Origin of the sequence: Sulfitobacter sp. CW3, assembly GCF_019392245.1 — a bacterium.
Lineage (GTDB): Bacteria > Pseudomonadota > Alphaproteobacteria > Rhodobacterales > Rhodobacteraceae > Sulfitobacter.
On record NZ_JAHXRL010000001.1, the window covers coordinates 115,816 to 134,361 of the forward strand.

General features: G+C 56.8%; 13 protein-coding genes and 1 pseudogene. 6 read left to right on the top strand and 8 right to left on the bottom strand.

What is annotated here, in order from left to right; translation table 11 throughout:
• Positions 1 to 15: 15 nt before the first annotated feature.
• The 3 genes from KZZ06_RS00480 to KZZ06_RS00490 all read right to left on the bottom strand — a co-directional run bounded on the left by KZZ06_RS00480 (position 16) and on the right by KZZ06_RS00490 (position 5,141).
• Positions 16 to 402, bottom strand: a complete 387-nt coding sequence (locus KZZ06_RS00480) for a VOC family protein (RefSeq protein WP_219578073.1) — start codon at positions 400 to 402, stop codon at positions 16 to 18.
• A 4-nt stretch (positions 403 to 406) separates the two neighbouring features.
• The gene (locus KZZ06_RS00485) at positions 407 to 3,847 is read right to left on the bottom strand and encodes a pyruvate carboxylase (protein WP_219578074.1); all 3,441 of its coding nucleotides are present in this window, start codon (positions 3,845 to 3,847) and stop codon (positions 407 to 409) included.
• A 109-nt stretch (positions 3,848 to 3,956) separates the two neighbouring features.
• Positions 3,957 to 5,141 carry an alpha-hydroxy acid oxidase gene (locus KZZ06_RS00490; protein ID WP_219578075.1) on the bottom strand — a complete coding sequence of 395 codons (1,185 nt, stop codon included), beginning with the start codon at positions 5,139 to 5,141 and terminating at the stop codon, positions 3,957 to 3,959.
• Positions 5,142 to 5,304: 163 nt separating this feature from the next.
• On the opposite strand from KZZ06_RS00490, the gene KZZ06_RS00495 reads away from it, so the two are divergent.
• Complete coding sequence (locus KZZ06_RS00495; protein ID WP_219578076.1) at positions 5,305 to 7,725, top strand: ATP-dependent helicase; 2,421 nt, start codon at positions 5,305 to 5,307, stop codon at positions 7,723 to 7,725.
• 62 nt (positions 7,726 to 7,787) lie between these two features.
• Here KZZ06_RS00495 and KZZ06_RS00500 read toward each other — a convergent pair whose 3' ends face one another.
• A complete protein-coding gene (locus KZZ06_RS00500) occupies positions 7,788 to 9,161 on the bottom strand; it encodes an aspartate aminotransferase family protein (protein WP_219578077.1) in 1,374 nt (457 codons plus the stop codon).
• A gap of 624 nt (positions 9,162 to 9,785) precedes the next feature.
• The gene (locus tag KZZ06_RS00505) at positions 9,786 to 10,436 is read right to left on the bottom strand and encodes a TetR/AcrR family transcriptional regulator (protein ID WP_219578078.1); all 651 of its coding nucleotides are present in this window, start codon (positions 10,434 to 10,436) and stop codon (positions 9,786 to 9,788) included.
• Between the two features lie 120 nt (positions 10,437 to 10,556).
• On the opposite strand from KZZ06_RS00505, the gene dctP reads away from it, so the two are divergent.
• Both dctP and KZZ06_RS00515 read left to right on the top strand, forming a co-directional pair.
• Positions 10,557 to 11,603, top strand: coding sequence for a TRAP transporter substrate-binding protein DctP (dctP, locus tag KZZ06_RS00510; RefSeq protein ID WP_219578079.1), 1,047 nt, complete (start codon positions 10,557 to 10,559; stop codon positions 11,601 to 11,603).
• A 254-nt stretch (positions 11,604 to 11,857) separates the two neighbouring features.
• Positions 11,858 to 12,492, top strand: a pseudogene (locus KZZ06_RS00515) (tyrosine-type recombinase/integrase).
• 139 nt (positions 12,493 to 12,631) lie between these two features.
• On the opposite strand, the gene KZZ06_RS00520 reads toward KZZ06_RS00515, so the two are convergent.
• Positions 12,632 to 13,621, bottom strand: coding sequence for a carbon-nitrogen hydrolase family protein (locus KZZ06_RS00520; RefSeq protein WP_219578080.1), 990 nt, complete (start codon positions 13,619 to 13,621; stop codon positions 12,632 to 12,634).
• A 10-nt stretch (positions 13,622 to 13,631) separates the two neighbouring features.
• Positions 13,632 to 14,048, bottom strand: coding sequence for a VOC family protein (locus KZZ06_RS00525; RefSeq protein WP_219578081.1), 417 nt, complete (start codon positions 14,046 to 14,048; stop codon positions 13,632 to 13,634).
• A gap of 92 nt (positions 14,049 to 14,140) precedes the next feature.
• Between KZZ06_RS00525 and KZZ06_RS00530 the strand changes: the two genes are divergently transcribed.
• Positions 14,141 to 15,019 (top strand): LysR substrate-binding domain-containing protein, encoded by an 879-nt coding sequence (locus KZZ06_RS00530; RefSeq protein ID WP_219578082.1) that lies wholly within the window; start codon positions 14,141 to 14,143, stop codon positions 15,017 to 15,019.
• 478 nt (positions 15,020 to 15,497) lie between these two features.
• Here the strand turns inward: KZZ06_RS00530 and KZZ06_RS00535 are convergent, their stop codons facing one another.
• Positions 15,498 to 15,710 carry a DUF1127 domain-containing protein gene (locus KZZ06_RS00535; protein WP_219578083.1) on the bottom strand — a complete coding sequence of 71 codons (213 nt, stop codon included), beginning with the start codon at positions 15,708 to 15,710 and terminating at the stop codon, positions 15,498 to 15,500.
• Between the two features lie 468 nt (positions 15,711 to 16,178).
• On the opposite strand from KZZ06_RS00535, the gene KZZ06_RS00540 reads away from it, so the two are divergent.
• The gene (locus KZZ06_RS00540) at positions 16,179 to 17,249 is read left to right on the top strand and encodes an Mrp/NBP35 family ATP-binding protein (protein ID WP_219578084.1); all 1,071 of its coding nucleotides are present in this window, start codon (positions 16,179 to 16,181) and stop codon (positions 17,247 to 17,249) included.
• Between the two features lie 788 nt (positions 17,250 to 18,037).
• Positions 18,038 to 18,541 (top strand): division/cell wall cluster transcriptional repressor MraZ, encoded by a 504-nt coding sequence (mraZ, locus tag KZZ06_RS00545; RefSeq protein ID WP_219578085.1) that lies wholly within the window; start codon positions 18,038 to 18,040, stop codon positions 18,539 to 18,541.
• Positions 18,542 to 18,546: the final 5 nt, after the last annotated feature.

The following is an 18,546-nucleotide window of genomic DNA, read 5'->3' on the forward strand; positions in this document are numbered from 1 at the left end:
GCTTAGGCGTAATGCTCAGGTCGCCGCGCATGGTTCGATCAGATCCCAGCGGTTGCCAAACCTGTCGCGAAAGACGGCGACGGTACCATAGGGCTCATGGCGGGGGGCCTCTTCAAAGGTCACACCTGCGGCCAAAAGGCGTGCATGGTCACCGGCGAAATCGTCGGTTTCCAGAAACAGCCAGACGCGCCCCCCGCCTTGGTTGCCGATGGCCGCACGCTGCGCTGCGTCCCCCGGTTCGGCCAGAATAAACCCCGTGTCGCCGCCCGCAGGGGTGACGCGGACCCAGCGTTTGTGGCCTTGGTCCTCGTCTTGGGTCAGCTCAAACCCCAGTACGCCGCAGTAGAATGCGATGCCTTCGTCATAGCTGGGCACAATCAGGGTGAGGGCGGAGAGACGCATGCGTCTACTCCAACTCTACCAGCAAATCCTTGGCGTCGATCTGGCCGCCGGGGGCGACATGCACCGCTTTGACCACCGCATCGCGGTCCGCGTGAATGCCGGTTTCCATCTTCATCGCCTCGATTGTCAGCAATAGATCGCCCGCTTTGACCTGCTGGCCCACAACTGCACCGACTGATGCCACAACGCCCGGCATTGGTGCGCCGATGTGGTTTGGATTGCCGGATTCAGCCTTGGGTCGCTGGGCTGTGGTGGCTTTGACCAGACGGTTTGGCACACGTACGACACGGGGCTGACCGTTAAGTTCAAAGAACACTTTGACCTCGCCATCCTCGTTGGTTTCGCTCAGCGCTTGCAGGCGGATTTCCAGCGTTTTGCCGGGGTCGATTTCGGCGGTAATTTCCTCGCCCGGTTCCATCCCGTAAAAGAACGTGCGTGTCGGCAATACGCGCACGGGGCCATAGGTCCGGTGACGGCCCATGTAATCAAGGAAAACCTTGGGATACATCAGATAGCCTGACAGATCGTCGTCTTCGACATCGGCCCCTTCAAGCTGCTCTTTCAGATCGGCGCGGGTGGCCTCAAGATCGGTGGGGGGCAGATGCGCGCCGGGGCGTTCGGTATTGGGTTTTTCGCCCTTCAAGATCTTGTTCACGATGCCCGCAGGGAACCCACCCGGAGGTTGACCCAGATTGCCGCGCATCATGTCGATGACGCTATCAGGAAAGGACATTTCCGCATCGGGGGCTTCGACTTGGTCACGGGTCAACCCTTGGGACACCATCATCAGCGCCATGTCACCCACGACCTTTGAGGATGGTGTGACTTTGATGATATCGCCGAACATCTGGTTGACGTCGGCATAGGTTTTGGCGACCTCGGGCCAGCGGTCGTCCAGCCCCATCGACGCGGCCTGCGCCTTGAGGTTGGTGAACTGGCCACCGGGCATTTCGTGCAGGTACACTTCGGAAGATGGGGCCTGCATGCCGGTTTCAAACGCTGCGTATTCGCCGCGCACTTCTTCCCAATAGTTTGAAATCTCGCGCACTGCGTCCATCGACAGGCCGGTGTCGCGGTCGGTGTGTTTCAATGCCTCGACGACAGAGCCCAGCGTGGCCTGCGATGTGTTGCCCGACAGTGCGTCCATGGCACAATCAACCGCATCGACGCCCGCCTCGGACGCGGCCATGATCGTGGCGATGGCAACACCAGCAGTGTCATGGGTGTGGAAGTGGATCGGCAACCCAACCTGGGATTTCAACGCTTTGATCAGCACCTTGGCGGCGTTTGGTTTCAACACACCTGCCATGTCTTTCAGACCCAGCACATGGGCACCGGCGGCCTTCAGCTCTTTGCCCATAGAGACATAGTATTTCAGGTCGTATTTGGCGCGGTCGGGGTCAAAGATATCGCCGGTATAGCAAATCGTGCCTTCGCAAATCTTGCCGTTATCGATCACGGCATCCATCGCAACGCGCATGTTTTCAACCCAGTTCAGGCTGTCGAACACGCGGAAGACATCCACACCCTCGGTCGCGGCGACGCGCACGAATTCCTGCACGACGTTGTCGGGGTAATTGGTATAACCGACGCCGTTCGACCCGCGCAGCAACATCTGGGTCATCACGTTGGGAATTGCGGCGCGCAGGTCGCGCAGGCGCTGCCACGGGCATTCCTGCAAAAACCGGTATGCCACGTCGAATGTCGCGCCGCCCCAGCATTCCATCGAGAATAGCGATGGCAGATTGGCGGCATAGGCGGGGGCGACCTTGATCATGTCATGGCTGCGCATCCGCGTCGCGAGCAGGGATTGATGCCCGTCGCGCATGGTGGTGTCGGTGATCAGCAACTGGCGCTGTTGGCCCATCCAGTCGGCAACCGCTTGCGGGCCTTTTTGTTCTAGCAGGTTGCGGGTGCCCATCTGCGGCTCGGCCTTTGGCGCGGGCGGCATGGGGGCACGCACGGTGGCTGCGGGACGCTCAAAGCCTTTGGTCTCGGGGTGCCCGTTCACTGTGATGTCGCCAATATAAGTCAGCACCTTGGTCGCGCGGTCGCGGCGCTTTTTAAAGGTGAACAGTTCAGGCGTCTGGTCGATGAATTTGGTGTGGTAGGTATTGTCGAGGAACGTCGGGTGTTTCAGTAGGTTTTCCACAAAGGCGATGTTGGTGCTGACGCCACGGATACGGAATTCACGCAAGGCGCGGTCCATGCGGGCAATCGCCTGTTCGGGGGTTTGCGCCTTGGCTGTGACCTTGACCAGCAAGCTGTCATAATAGCGTGTGATCACCCCGCCGGAATAGGCGGTGCCGCCGTCCAGACGGATGCCCATGCCCGTTGCCTCGCGAAAGGCGGTGATACGACCATAGTCGGGAATAAAGTTGTTTTGCGGGTCTTCGGTCGTGATGCGGGTTTGTAGGGCATGGCCGTTCAATTGCACATCGGCTTGGCTGGCTTTGCCCGTTGCCTCTGCGATGGTTTTGCCCTCGGCGATCAGGATTTGCGCCCGCACAATATCAATGCCGGTGACTTCTTCGGTCACGGTGTGTTCGACTTGCACACGTGGATTGACCTCGATGAAATAGAATTTGTCGTCTTCCATATCCATGAGGAATTCGACGGTGCCGGCGCATTCGTAATTCACATGGGCGCAGATTTTGCGGCCCAGATCACAAATTTCGGTGCGCTGTTCTTCGGTCAGATAGGGGGCAGGCGCGCGTTCAACGACCTTTTGATTGCGGCGCTGGACAGAACAATCGCGTTCAAACAGGTGGTAAATCTCGCCGTGCTTGTCGCCCAGAATTTGCACCTCGACGTGGCGGGCCTTGATGATCATCTTTTCAAGATAACCCTCGCCATTCCCAAAGGCCGCTTCGGCCTCGCGGCGACCCTCGAGGACTTTTTCCTCAAGCTCTTTTTCGGAATTGATTGCCCGCATGCCACGCCCGCCGCCGCCCCAAGACGCCTTGAGCATCAAGGGATAGCCAACTTCGGCCGCCTGTTTGCGCACCAGATCCATGTCGTCGCCCAAGACGTCGGTGGCGGGAATGACCGGCACGCCAGCCTCGATTGCGACGCGGCGCGCGCTGGCCTTGTCACCCAAGGCGCGCATGGTTTCGGCGCGCGGCCCGATAAAGGTAATGCCGTTTTGTTCGCAAGCATCCACAAAATCGGGGTTTTCTGACAGCAATCCATAGCCCGGATGGATCGCATCCGCGCCCGACGCTTTGGCCACGCGGATGATCTCGTCGATGCTTAGGTAGGCCGCAACGGGGCCAAGCCCTGCGCCAATCCGGTACGCTTCGTCAGCCTTGAAGCGGTGCAGGCCCAGCTTGTCCTCTTCTGCAAAGACGGCGACCGTCTTTTTTCCCATTTCATTTGCTGCCCGCATGATGCGGATGGCAATCTCACCACGGTTGGCGATCAGGATTTTTTTGAAGTCGGTCATGGGGCCTCGCTTTAGTTACGCTGGGCTGGGCGCGGCGACAGGGCCGGCCCGAGGGTTGTTGCGGCAGTGCAGCATTGTTGCGTTCTATTCCGACGGGGTGCAAGGAAGTTTATGCCTCCGGCGGGGATTTTAGGCCAGTTGGAAAGACAAAACGCTGATCAAGGTCGACCGGCGCGGGTAAGGCACTCAAGGATTTTGCGCCCATTTGGCCCATGTTTGCACCCATATCCTTGATGAAAATATCGATCAGATGGTCGATGCCCTGTGGCCCAAGGGCTGCAAGCGCATAGTGAAAGGCGCGGCCCATCATTACAAAATCAGCCCCAAGAGCGCGGGCGCGTAGAATGTCCAAACCGGTTTCGATGCCGCTGTCAAAGATGATCGGCAAAGTCGTGGCAGCACGGATCGCGGGCAGCATGTCGATAGACGCAGGCGCACCGTCGAATTGCCGGCCCGCGTGGTTCGACACCCAAATGCCGTCTGCGCCGATGCCCTCGAGGGCGGTGGCATCTTCGGGGCGCAACACGCCTTTGATCATGAGCGGCCCGTCCCACGCGTCGCGCAGCCATTTGACATAATCCCAGTCGGGCGAGGTGCGCAGCAGGTATCCAACATGTGCGGTTGAGGACAGGCCTTCGGTGCTGGTGCTTTTGTATTTATCCAGCATCCGCATATGCGGCATCCCGCGTCGTGCCATGCCCGCAGCCCAAGCAGGCCGCATTGCCACTTGGGCCAGCAAGCGGGGTGTCAGGCGGGGCGGGTTCGTCAGACCTGACCGCGTTTGCCGTTCGCGGCGGCTGGCCACGGGGACATCGACAGTCAGGATCAGTCCGTTGAACCCAGCCGTTTTGGCGCGGTTCAACATATCGGTCCGGATGTCGGGGTCGCGCGGCGGGTACATCTGGAACCACGCGTTTTCGCCGACATGGGGGGCAAGGTCTTCGGGGCTTTGGGTTGCGACGGTTGACAGGCAATAGGGGATGCCCGCACGGGCGGCGGCGCGGGCAAGATGCCCCTCGGCATCGGGCCACATCAGGCCTGACATGCCAATCGGGGCAATCCCGAAGGGCAGGGGGAAATCAGTGCCGAACAGGGACGTCGACAAATCGGGGGCGAATTCTCCATGCAGGACCGATGGCATGAACCCGATCCGGTCCAGTGACTCGCGATTGCGGCGTTGGGTGGCCTCGGACCCTGTGGCGCTGCCCAGATATTCCCAGACAAACTTTGGGATCCGCCGTTTGGCGCGGCGGCGCAGGTCGGATAATTCGGGGTATTTTGTGTGTAAATCCATGGGCATATTTGCTCAGGGCGTCGGGGTATTGTCCAGCGGCGTTTTGCGGTGAACAAGCTTTGCGGCAGACCGGATAAACGGGGCGAAATTCGGCGCATTGTCGCCAAGAACATTTTGCGAACGTGTCTTTCATTTGGGCGTTTGCCGCGCTAGGTTATCGCCCATGAATGATTTCGACGAAATGGACGCCTTTGAGGGCGCATCTTTATCAGCGCGTGCCATGGCCGCGCGCCCGCAACCTTATCTGGACGGGCTGAACCCTGCGCAGCGGGCTGCCGTTGAACAGATGGACGGGCCGGTATTGATGCTGGCGGGGGCGGGTACCGGCAAGACCAAGGCGTTGACCGCGCGGATCGTGCATTTGATGAACACGGGCCGTGCCCGCCCGAACGAAATTCTGGCGGTGACATTCACCAACAAGGCCGCGCGCGAGATGAAAAACCGCGTCGGCGGCATGTTGGGCCAAAGCATCGAAGGCATGCCGTGGCTGGGTACGTTCCATGCGATCTGCGTCAAGCTGTTGCGCCGTCACGCGGAACTGGTGGGGTTGAAGTCGAACTTTACCATTCTGGACACGGACGACCAGCTGCGGCTGCTTAAACAGTTAATTCGGGCCGAAGAGATCGACGACAAACGCTGGCCCGCGCGGCTTTTGGCGGGGATTATTGATGGCTGGAAGAACCGCGCGCTGACACCTGACAAGGTGCCAAGCGCGGACGCGGGGTTGTACAACCACCGCGGCACCGAGCTGTATGCGCAGTACCAAGCCCGCCTGAAAGAGCTGAACGCCTGCGATTTCGGCGATCTGCTGTTGCATATGGTGACGATTTTCCAGAACCACGAGGACCTGTTGAAGCAGTACCAGCGCTGGTTCAAATTCATTCTTGTGGACGAATACCAAGATACCAACGTGGCCCAATATCTGTGGCTGCGGTTGCTGGCGTCGGGGCATAAAAACATCTGTTGCGTGGGCGATGATGACCAGTCGATCTATGGCTGGCGCGGTGCCGAAGTGGGCAATATCCTGCGGTTCGAGACGGATTTCCCCGGGGCCCATGTGGTGCGGCTGGAACAGAACTATCGGTCTACCCCGCATATTCTGGCCGCTGCGTCGGGCGTGATTGCGGGCAACGAGGGCCGGCTGGGAAAGACGCTATGGACCGAAGCGCGCGACGGTGAAAAGGTCCGTCTGATCGGCCATTGGGACGGCGAGGAAGAAGCCCGCTGGATCGGGGACGAGATCGAATCCATGCAGCGCGGTACCCGTGATTTGCGGCAGTATTCGCTGGACGAGATGGCAATTCTTGTGCGTGCCTCGCACCAGATGCGCGCGTTCGAGGACCGGTTTTTGACTATTGGTCTGCCCTACCGTGTGATTGGCGGCCCGCGATTCTACGAGCGGCTCGAGATCCGGGACGCGATGGCATATTTCCGCGTCGTGACATCGCCTGATGATGACCTCGCGTTCGAGCGGATTGTGAACACGCCTAAGCGCGGGCTGGGCGACAAAGCGCAGCAGAATATCCAGAAAACCGCCCGTGAAAATGGCGTGAACCTTGTCGAGGGCGCGCGAATTTTGCTGGCCAATGGCGGGATTGGCGGCAAGGGTGCCGCGCAATTGCGGCTGTTGATTGACGGCATCGAACGCTGGGGCGAGATGGCGCGCGGGCCACGCATTCGAACCGAGATTGACGATAACAGCGTGATCGACGATGGCGCGCCGACCGCCCGCTATGAATATGGCCCGCCCGAGATGAGCCATGTCGAGCTGGCACAGGTTATCTTGGACGAATCCGGCTATACGGGGTTCTGGCAGAACGACAAAACGCCAGAGGCACCGGGGCGGCTTGAGAACCTCAAGGAACTGGTCAAGGCCTTGGAACAGTTCGAGAATCTACAAGGTTTCCTTGAGCATGTCAGCCTGATTATGGACAATGAACAGGACGGTGAGGGCGAGAAAGTGTCGATCATGACGCTGCACGCCGCGAAGGGGTTGGAATTCCCTGCCGTGTTCCTGCCCGGATGGGAGGATGGGCTGTTTCCGTCGCAACGGTCCATGGATGAAAGCGGCATCAAGGGCCTCGAGGAAGAGCGCCGTTTGGCCTATGTCGGCATCACCCGAGCCGAGGAAATCTGCACCATTTCATTCGCCGCAAACCGGCGGGTGTTCGGGCAATGGCAAAGCGCTATGCCGTCGCGGTTTATCGACGAATTGCCCGAGGAACATGTGGACGTTCTAACCCCGCCCGGCCTCTATGGCGGGGGTTTCGGGGCTGCGATGCCGAAATCTGATCTGCACGAAAAGGCCGCCGAGGCGAATGTTTACAATTCACCCGGGTGGCGGCGTCTGCAATCGCGCAGCAATGATCGCGGGATGAGCCAACCCAAGGAAACCCGCAATGTCACCATTGATATGGCGGCGGTCAGCAGTTTCACCATGGGCGAACGCGTGTTCCACCAGAAGTTCGGCTATGGCAATGTGATCGGGATCGAAGGCGACAAGCTGGAGGTCGAGTTCGAAAAAGCGGGTACTAAAAAGGTCGTGTCGCGGTTTTTGACGGGATCGGACGACGTACCGTTTTAAGGCGAGGGCTTGGTTCATAGGGCGCGGCAGATGCAGCGCCCTATGATTATGTCAGTAGCGGTTTAGCCCAGAACGGATGTCACGGCCTGATGGGTCGCGGCCACAACCTGATCTGCCTCGTCTTTGGTCAAGCAGAACGGCGGGGCGAAGCCCAAAATGTCGCCTTGGGGCATGGCGCGGGCGATCACATTGCTTTGCTCTAGCAGTTTGCCTGCGATCTGCGGCCCGATTTTATCGCCTGCATCATAGAAAGTGCGGCTGTCTTTATCGGCCACAAATTCGACCGCACACAGCATGCCTTCGCCGCGCACGTCGCCCACATGGGGATGATCGGCAAGGGCCGCGCGCATCTGGGTGTTCAGATATGTGCCCACGGTGCCTGCGTTTTCGACCAAACCCAATTTGTCGATCAGTTCGAGGTTGGCCACCCCTGCAGCAGCCCCGATGGGATGTGCCGAATAGGTCCAGCCATGGCCGATGGGGCCGTTCTCATCTGTGCCTTTTTCCAGCACCGCCCACATTTTGTCAGACACAATCGACCCGGACAGCGGCGCATAGGCCGATGTCAAACCCTTGGCGATGGTGATCAGATCGGGGCGCATGCCATAGTGATCGGACCCAAACATGGTGCCCAAACGGCCAAAGCCGGTGACGACTTCATCTGCGACCAGCAGAATATCGTGACGGTCCAGCACTTCTTGGATGGCGGGCCAATAGCCTGCGGGCGGGGGCACGATGCCGCCAGTGCCCAGCACGGGTTCACCGATAAAGGCAGCGATGGTGTCGGCCCCTTCGGCGTGAATCATCGCCTCAAGCTCGGACACGCAATGGGCGACGAATTCGCTTTCGCTTTGGTCCTGATTCTTGCGCTGGAAATAGAACGGTGCCTCGGTGTGGATGACCTGCGCGAGGGGCAGATCGAACTTCTTGTGGAACAGATCCAGACCTGTCAGCGATCCGGTCATCAGGCCCGAACCGTGATAGCCACGCCACCGCGAGATGATCTTTTTCTTCTTCGGGCGACCCAGTATGTTGTTGTAATACCAGATCAATTTGATGTTGGTCTCGTTCGCATCGGACCCGGACATGCCGAAATAGACCTTGGACATGTGATCGGGCGCGCGGTCCATCACCATCTTGGCTAGGGTAATCGACGCCTCGGTGCCGTGGCCGACATAAGAATGGTAATAGGCCAGCTCTTTCGCCTGATCGGCGATGGCTTCGGCGATCTCGGGGCGGCCATAGCCGACGTTCACGCAATACAAACCGGCGAATGCGTCCAGCATTCGGTTACCGTCGCGGTCTTCGATATGAACGCCAGACGCGGTTTTGATCACGCGTTGCGGGATGTTGCCCCGTGCGAATTCAGCCAGATGGGTCGAGGCGTGAAAGAAATTCTCGCGGTCCCATTGTTCAAGATTATCATTATGTCGCATGGTCTTACCCTTCAACTCTGGCGGCGCGCCGCCTGTTCATTTGATTGGAGCCGGTTGCACGCGCGGGGCCAACAGAGGCCGGAGTGTGAGCAGAACGGCTCCGCTCACCCAAGCAGCAGCGCGCAATGCCTTTATTGCCAAGGTAATAGGCAGGTTTAACCACGGCTGAATGGCAAAACCAACAGATATTTCGGCGGGTGTCATTTTTGGGATCGTTGTTGGCCGGGGTTGCCCAGGAAACAGGCTGAACAGGGGTAGGGGTGATGCTGGCGCTGGTTTTCTGACCTGTTACCGCGTTCGCATGTTTTCTTGTGGATGGTTAAGGTCTGCTTTGAGCCCATTGTGTGGATTTGGTTTTCTCGCTGCATGCGCTCGCAGCGTGGAAAATGCTGCGTCAGCGTAAAATTCGGTGCTGCCGCGCGGCGGGAAAACTAGCCATTCGTGCAGAGTGCAGCAGGGATCAGGGGTCGAATTCACAGACTGCGGGACAAAGTAGACGTTCACTGCAAGTGCGCCAATGTCCGGTTCGGCGAACTGTTCAACAATCAATCGATAGTTTGATAGAACATATTCAGAGGAGTGTGCGAACCAAACCTTTCATTATCATCGCAGGACCAGCGGGGTTCAGTGAGAGACGTTCGAGCGCTGCACTGCAGATATATCAAGGTAACCCCGGCACAATGCCAACAATTGGATATGTAGCATCTTTACCATCTCGGGCTCGGCACCAAATTCGAAAACCGCTCTTGTGGTTCCGTTCATGGCCGTAAGCAGCGTGAACGCTATGTCCGGCAAGTTCTCAAAGGTAACATCCGGCGCGCTGCCGAGTAATGATACGCAGGCCGTCTGAAGGCTCTTGGCGGTTCCAAACCTCAGCTCATCAGTATCCAATTCGTCGGCAATTTTGTACAGCGCTCGTGTCACATCAGGGTGGCGTATCTTGATGTCGAGGAAGGCCGTGACCATGCCCTGCGTTATGTTGGCGATCGGTTCGTTCCAATGCCGGAAACACGCAGCCTCAAACTCGTCGACAAACATCGTTAGATGTTGATGGACCACCGCATACATCAGCGCCTGCTTGTGGGGGAAATACTGGTACATTGTCCCGACCGAGACTCCAGCCCTCTCAGCCACCCGGGTGGTTGTCAGCCGGTGCCCGCCATCGGTCAGCAAAACCTGAATGGTCGCTTCAAATATTGCACCGACCGTTGCCGCTGATCTGGCTTGGGTCGGTGTTTTTCTTGGCCTGAGCGTCTCAGGATGTGTTGTTTTCATTTGCGAATTCCAAAGCCGAATAATCATTCATATACTGCACCCAATAGCTTCACAACGGCCCAATTTCGCGCTGCCAATCAGGACGGGAAATCATCGCCTAACATCAGAACGGAGATTCCTATGCGAACGATACACCTGACCCAAAAAGCCTTGTGGGCGCTATTGGCAACCTCGGTGATGTCCACCGCAGCATCGGCCGAAACCATTCTCAGATATTCCGACCATCAGCCGTTGGATCAGATGCGCACGACGTTTCTCAAGGAGGTGCTTTTCCCGGCGATTGAGCAGGAATCGAATGGCCGACTGAAAATTGACGACCATTGGGATGGCGAGCTTGCTGCCCCCTACGATGCCTTAGGCGCGGTCAGTGAGGGAGCGGTAACCGACATCGCCACCGCCGTCCCGGAATACACCGCCGACGCACTCCCTCTGCATCAAATATTCAAGAGCTTTCCAGTAGGTCCGTCGGGTGAAGCGCAGGTTTCTTTCTTCCGCGAGGTTTATGCCGAGGTTCTGGAATTCTCCGAAGAGTTAGCGGACAACAACGTTGTACCGATCTTTCTGGGCACAGGGTACCCGGTAGCTTTTTACAGCGTGGAGCCGCTGGCCTCACTCGAGGAGATCGGTGGAACCACTTGGCGCTCCGCCAGCTTCTGGCATCTCGATTTCCTTGGCAACATTGGCGCAGAGTCGGTGCGAATACCGTGGGGGCAGGAAGTCTACGATGCGTTCGCTGCCCGCACCCTCGACGGCCTGATGGTCAACGTCGACAGTGGATACAATCTTAAGGTCTACGAACAGGCACCCCATGTGCTGGTATCCGAGGAGCTTTGGCTGGGCCACCTCTATCCTGTGGTGATGAACCTCGATACCTGGAACGGACTGTCACAAGAGGACAAGGACGCCATTCAGCGGGCTGCGGAAACCGCATATGCGGCCTTAGGTGCTGAGATGGATCGGAGTTACGATGCTCAGTTGAAGGATTTGGAAAAACTTGGTGCCACAGTGCGAAGGCTGGACGAAGCGGAGATAGAAGCCTTCTCCGCGGCGACCCGTTATCCTGACGTACAGGCGGGCTGGGTCAGTGAACAGGCAAGCAGCGGCGCATCCAACGCAGGCCTTGTAGTGGAAAAGGTCAGCACCATTATGCGGCATGCTATGGACTGAAAGGTTTCTGTTCACCTCTTTGCCCTCACCTCCAATACCGTGAAGCGCCCGCGGCTGGGCGCTGAGACCTTCGCATGAAGCAGCCATTCGCTGCATCGCGCAATATGAGTTATGTTGGGCTCACAGCCGCCTTTTGCTTTCGCAGAAACACTTGATGAAGCGCCAGCGGCGAAGCCGACATTAGTTTTTAGGCTATACTACGTCGTCAGCGCTGTGTTGATGTTTGGGCAGGAGGGTTGGGTGGAGGGCAAATCATGCCAAGAGTTCAACTTCCCGCTGTAACCCCAAAACGACGAGCCTGGAATAAGGGTCGCCTCGTCGGGCAAAAGCGCCCGCTTCTACCAAAACAGGTCTGGGCCATATCCGCGCTCGCCCCGAACTAGCGGGTAATCTCTGCGATCTCGCATTGTTCAACGTCGCAATAGATAGCAAGTTACGCGGTTGCGATTTGGTGTCACTGAAGGTCATTGACCTACTCAGGGATGACAGAATTCGTGAAAGAGTGTCCGTCGTTCAAAGTAAAACGAACAAGCCTGTTCAGTTTGAACTGGCCGAAAACACGCGAGAAACTGTGGCCAACTGGATCAAGTCTCCGGAAATGACCGGGTGCCAGTTCTTGTTTCCGAGCCGATTTCATGATCGGCCCCACATATCAACACGCCAGTATGGTCGCTTGGTTCGGGATTGGGTTGTCTCGGTTGGTTGGGAACCTAGTGGCTACAGCACCCATTCTATGCGCCGAACAAAGGTGGCGGAAATTTATCGCAAGACGGGCAACCTGCGTGCTGTTCAGCTTTTGCTTAGCCACACAAAAGTTGATAGCACCGTCAGATATCTGGGGGTCGAGCTCGAAGACGCGCTGAGCATTGCAGAAAGGATTGATATCTGAGAATTCTGACGAACGGTTGGAGCCGTTCGTCATTTCGAAGCGGTCATGATCGTTTGATACTTTCTACGGCAGCGTTGAGCCCGGAGTCACCGATGCTGCAGGGTGTCTGAACGGCAGCTTGGCTCAGTTTTTCCAAGTATTAGTCTTGGAATTTAGCCTGCCCTTGGCGTTTTCTGTTTACCTTTAGGCGCAACACATCAGGACGCGCGTAATGACCTGCCTGATCCAGATTCTGGCGCTCTCCTCGGACGACTCCTGCGTCAATCTCCGCAATAATCAACGCTTCCTCGTTCAGCACAGGGTCAATCATGAACGTCCCGTCAGGGGCCACAATCGTTGAGCCGCCGTTTGATACGATCTCCGCACCATCGGACAATATGACATCAAGGTCGGGTGTATCTTCGGGAAAGTCCTGTGCGCGCATCAAACCCGAACAGGCGATAACATAGCTGCGGCTCTCTTTGGCAATGAACGCCGGAAGGTCTTGGGTGTTGTGCAACCCGCCTGGCCAGACCGACACGTGCAGGCTTTCACCTTGCGCATAAAGCGCAGACCGCGCCAACGGCAACCAGTTTTCATAGCAGTTCAACCCCCCTACGCGAAACGGGCCAAGATCATGAACGCGCAAACCATGCCCATCTCCTTGCGCCCAAGCGAGGCGTTCTTCGTATGTCGGATGTAGCTTGCGGTGGACTGACTGGATGGTGCCAGCGTCGTCAATGTAAACCAGCGTACAGTATAGACTATGCCCGCCACGATCTGGTGCGCGTTCCATCACACCAAGATAGACAGCGATTTTGTGGTCCTTGGCAAGCTGGGCTACGCCGCTCAGATCGCCACGTTCAATGACCACGCCTTGATCGACGTAGCGTGCGTAGTGGTGTTTTTGGCGCGGATCATTGAAGCGTGCACCATCTGTGCGTTCAATCCAGAACGGATACCCGGGCACAAGCGCTTCACCAAAAGTGACCAACTTACAGGCCTTTGCAGCGGCTTGTTCTATTGCCGCTTCGACCTTTGCCAATGTTGCTGCTCTGTCGAGCCAGACTGGCGCAATCTGGGCCACCCCAACGGTCAAACGATCTTCGTCTCGGGCGTCTTTTAATTCCGGTGTGTGCAATACCTGCATGATACTCTCCTTAGTGCGCAAATAAGGCTGCGCGGTCTGCGAAGCCTTTAAATTCAATTCCGTTTCCCGATGGGTCGCGCACAAACAGGGTCGCTTGCTCACCCGGTTCTCCGATCATCCGGCGCTTTGGGTGCATGATCCAATTGATTGAAGCATCTGCCTCCAGCTTGGCAGAAAGTGCATCGAATGCCTCCATATCCAAAACGACCCCAAAATGCGGGATCGGCACGGCATCCCCATCGACTGCCCCCATGCCGGTTGGCGTCTCTGACGTCTGCAGATGGGCTGACATCTGGTGCCCGAACAAATCGAAATCCAGCCATTCACCAGCACTCTCTCGTCCGGCGGCGCAGCCGAGCTTTTCGATGTAAAACTGTCGTGTCGCAACAAGATCTGTGACGGGGAAGGCAAGATGAAACGGGTGCATATGTTTATCCTTTAGGCTTGGCGGTATTGTCTTTACCTTTCTTTTCACGCATCAAATAGAAAGCATAGTGCAAGAATACATGAGCAAAACGCATGCAAAATGACAGCCGCAAACTCGCGATCTTCGGGGCGCTCCCTGTTCTGGAAGCTGCGGTGCGCCATAACAGTTTTACAAAAGCTGCCCGAGAGTTCGGCCTGACCCAAAGCGCGCTGTCGCGCCGAATTCAAGGGCTAGAGCGCGATCTTGGTGTTGTCCTGTTTGCCCGGCGCGGGCGGTCCATCACGTTGACGGAAGACGGGGCGCGTTTGGCTGATGCGGCGCGCGCATCGCTTGAATTGCTCGAAAATGCCCAGCATCAATCGGACGCAAGTCTAAGCGGCACCTTAACAGTGGGTGTGCTGCCATCTCTAGCGAGCTGTTGGCTGATACCGCGCTTGTCCGCCTTTTGTGCTGATCATCCCGACCTTCAGGTTCGAATTGAGACAATAGATGCGGATTTTCGAGATGATCACAAAGACCCGGTCACTTGGGACCCGTCGTCGCTGGATGTCGTTGTAACGCGCGGACGAGGCGGGTGGCGATCCCTAGTTGCAACCAAACTATTTGACGAGGCGATGATCGCCGTCAGATCGCCAAGATTTGATACTCAGGCTCGCCTAGGGCATTCAACAAGAACCGGCGCATGGCAAGCCTACATTGATGAAACAGGCGTCGAGATAAACCTGTCCAGACCAGCGCTTGTTTTTGAACACTACTTCATGGTGCGGGAAGCTGTTCGGGTTGGGAATGGTGTTGGCTTACTGCCGTCCGTTCTAGTTGAGGGAGACCTCAAAACGGGTGAACTAATCGCTTGCGGACCACCAGCATCATCGGGCGCGGGCTACTATGCGTTATCGACAGATCGTAATTCCAAACGACCGGCCACAACGGCATTTATCAATTGGATTTCTACGGTGCGGCACAACGTGTGAACAATCGATAGCAGCCATTAGCGCAGTTGCAGCGAAAGAGCGGTTTGTCCGCCCTCTGTTAATTCGTGCAAGATGCGGCGAAGGGTCGGTCTAAAATCTACTGACGTCGGTATCATTGAATGGCCGCTTCCGCGACTTGGGCTGCATCGCAGCATAAAATCTGCTGCAACTGCAAGGGAATGCTGCGTGAGCACTCGCTGCGGAGGCAAACGGCTGCAAAGTCCGCACAGCAGACCATAGGCCGGCACAAAAATGACGACCTTTAAGTCAAACGCTGGGAATATGCATCCTCCAGATACAAGAACGGCGGTGCTTTGGGAGGAAAGCACCGCCGTCTTTTTCGACGTCTCCAATCCAATCGGGAGGAAAGGAGGAAGGAGACGTTTATGAAGGCCTTTGGTCTCAGGGAGGAGGAGGAAACCGTGGGCCTTCTACAGACACACAACCGGGAGGGTGCGTGTGTCCGATCTCAATTCATTTAGGCAGCGTTGCGGCCTGTTTCCAGTGCGATGCTGCGGATTTGTGAGCGGGACATGCCGAGGTCTGCCAATTCGCGGTTCGACAAGGAGCTCAGTTCGTTGAAGGTTGCGCGGTATACGCGGCCTTGCTTGCGGCGTGTCGCGATCATCGACAGCACAGCGTTAAAGCGATCTGCCAAGGAAGGAGCGGTTGTTACGTTGACATATGCCATTTCAGCACCTCGTTTGTTTCGTCTGCGTTTCGTTCTGTTGTGACCCTTATGTAGGAAGATGCTGCAGTTGCACAATGGACAGATCGACAATGCTGCTATGCAGCAAATGCATACGAGAAGTTGACGTAACGTCTTGAGAATTTGTGATAAAAAATAAAAAAATGGCGACGACACCAGGGAGGAGGAAGGTGCCGTCGCCTAAACAGAAACATCCGGGAGGAGGATGGATGCGTCTGGTCTTTCTATTGGTTAGCGACTAGCGCTTTCCTGAAACCTTTCTGACCTAATTGCTGCATCTGCACAATAAAAAATTTTGCAATGCTGCTATGCAGCACAAACATTGCGGAAATGGCGAATTTTTAGGCAAAAATTGGCGGAATTGCTGGCGATATGCGCAGTATTGTGACGCCCTCTTGTGGTTTACGTAGAAACTGCCATGTCAAAGCTGTTGATAAGAAGGAATAACCGATGTCGATCACCAAAGCCCAAGTTGAAGCAGAACTGCAGCGAGTCACCTTGCCGGATGGGAAATCCATCCTTGCCCATGATTTGGTGCGCGCTTTGACGGTTGAGGGCGATGTCGTTCGTTTTGTGATCGAGGCCCCGAATGCGCAGGTCGCAGCACAAATGGCACCGTTGCGGGACGCGGCAGAGCAGGTGGTCAAGGCGATGGAGGGTGTGAGGACAGTTACTGTTGCCCTGACGGCCCACGGCCCGGCCCCCAAGGCACCGGCACCCAGCCTTAAGATTGGCGGCCATCCCAAACCTCAAGAGGGGCCAACCAAACCGTCAGGTGTAAAGCGTATTCTGGCCATCGGGTCAGGTAAGGGCGGTGTCGGGAAATCGACCGTCAGTTCCAACATCGCCGTCGCCTTGGCGCGGGCAGGGCGCAAGGTCGGGTTGCTGGATGCAGATATTTACGGGCCCAGCCAGCCGCGCATGATGGGTGTGAACAAGCGCCCCGCGTCGCCGGATGGCAAAACGATCATTCCCTTGCACGCCCATGGCGTCACCTTGATGTCTATCGGCTTTATGATGGAAGAGGGCAAAGCCGTTGTCTGGCGTGGCCCGATGCTGATGGGTGCGTTGCAGCAGATGTTGGGGCAGGTCGAATGGGGCGAGCTTGACGTATTGCTGGTTGATCTGCCGCCCGGCACTGGCGATGTGCAGCTGACCTTATGTACCAAGTCCGAATTGTCGGGGGCCATCGTTGTGTCGACGCCGCAAGACGTGGCGCTGATCGATGCGCGCAAGGCGATCGACATGTTCAACACCCTAAAGACGCCCGTTCTTGGCCTGATCGAGAATATGTCGATGTTCGTGTGTCCCGATTGCGGATCCGAGCATGAGATTTTTGGCCATGGTGGTGTTGCGGACGAGGCAAAGAAAATCGGCGTGCCATTGCTGGGCAGTTTGCCCATTGATCTGGAAACCCGGCTTGCGGGCGACGCGGGCACCCCGATCGCAGCGGGCGATGGCCCCATGGCGCAGGCCTATGCCCGCATCGCTGATGGGTTGATAAAGGGCGGGATGGCTTAAGACCCGTCTTTGCCGCTCTGAGCCACCTATAGAAAGCGTACCGCCAAGTCTTAGCGGTGCGGGTTGCCGTTGATCTGCGCAGCCGGTCTTGGCGGTCCCATTTCCCCCAATAATACGGTCCGATGATGTCCCGTGCGGGATTTCATGGGATTTTTCAGGATGCCGGATCTGCTGGCGGTCAGGTGATTCGGCCATAAGCCGCCGTTTCACGTGGGAATTGGCGGAACTGCCCTTGAATCCTGTTGCATGTTACCATTGATTTCTAGAACAAGGAGGGAACATGCCTTGTGGATAAGTCTGAGGGCATCTTTTTTCCGGGATTTCGTGGGAAATTTTGGCTCGCGATGAATGCTACTATATGTTGTGCTCAATTTCGCTTTTAACTCATCATGGGGTGATATCGGGGCGGAAAAGATACTCTACATGTTGTTTTACAGCCCTGTGTAAAACCAAATCCAGTGTTATTTCCCAAAGAAAAGTGTAGACGCCCATGAATTCCCATGGCATCCCTAGTACATCAGATGAGAACGAGACAAGGGGCACCAAACGACCCCAAAGACCAAATAAAACTCTAGCAGGTTCATACAGGCACCTCGCTTTCATCAGACCAAGAATCCGGCGCGCGAGCGAGCAGACATCCCCCCAGGTGGCGCGCGCAGTCGGACTTCCCCGCACAGCGGGACGGGCGGCGGGTTGATCAGTGGCAGCAGATCAACCCGCCGTTTTTACATCTACCGCCGGGGGTATGAATTTTAGACGCAAAGCGCGTCATAGGCAGGGACAGACACGTGAGCCGCAGGTTCAGAGGCGAAAGCCAACACAAGGTCGATACGAAGGGGCGGGTGTCTATCCCGGCCTCTTTTCGTCGTGTGTTGGAAGCCGGTGATCCGAATTGGCAAAACGGCGGCACGCCCGAGCTGGTAATCGTTTATGGCGACAGCCGCCGCAGCTATCTTGAGTGTTATACCATGCAGGCGATTGACGAGGTCGATGATAAAATCGACGCGCTGCCGCGTGGATCAATGGAACGCAAGATGTTGCAACGTCTGTTCCACGGCCAGTCTTTCCCGACAGCTGTTGATGAAACCGGCCGTCTGGTCTTGCCTGCCAAACTGCGCAGCAAAATCGATCTGGAAGGCGAGGCGTTCTTTATCGCTGCCGGTGACACGTTCCAGATTTGGAAACCCGAAACATACGAGACCGAGGAAAAAGCCCGCGAAGAAGAATGGCTGGACGAGTTGCCAGAAGACTTCGATCCCATGGCCTTCCTGGACGGTAAGCCGGGGGCTTAAGCGAT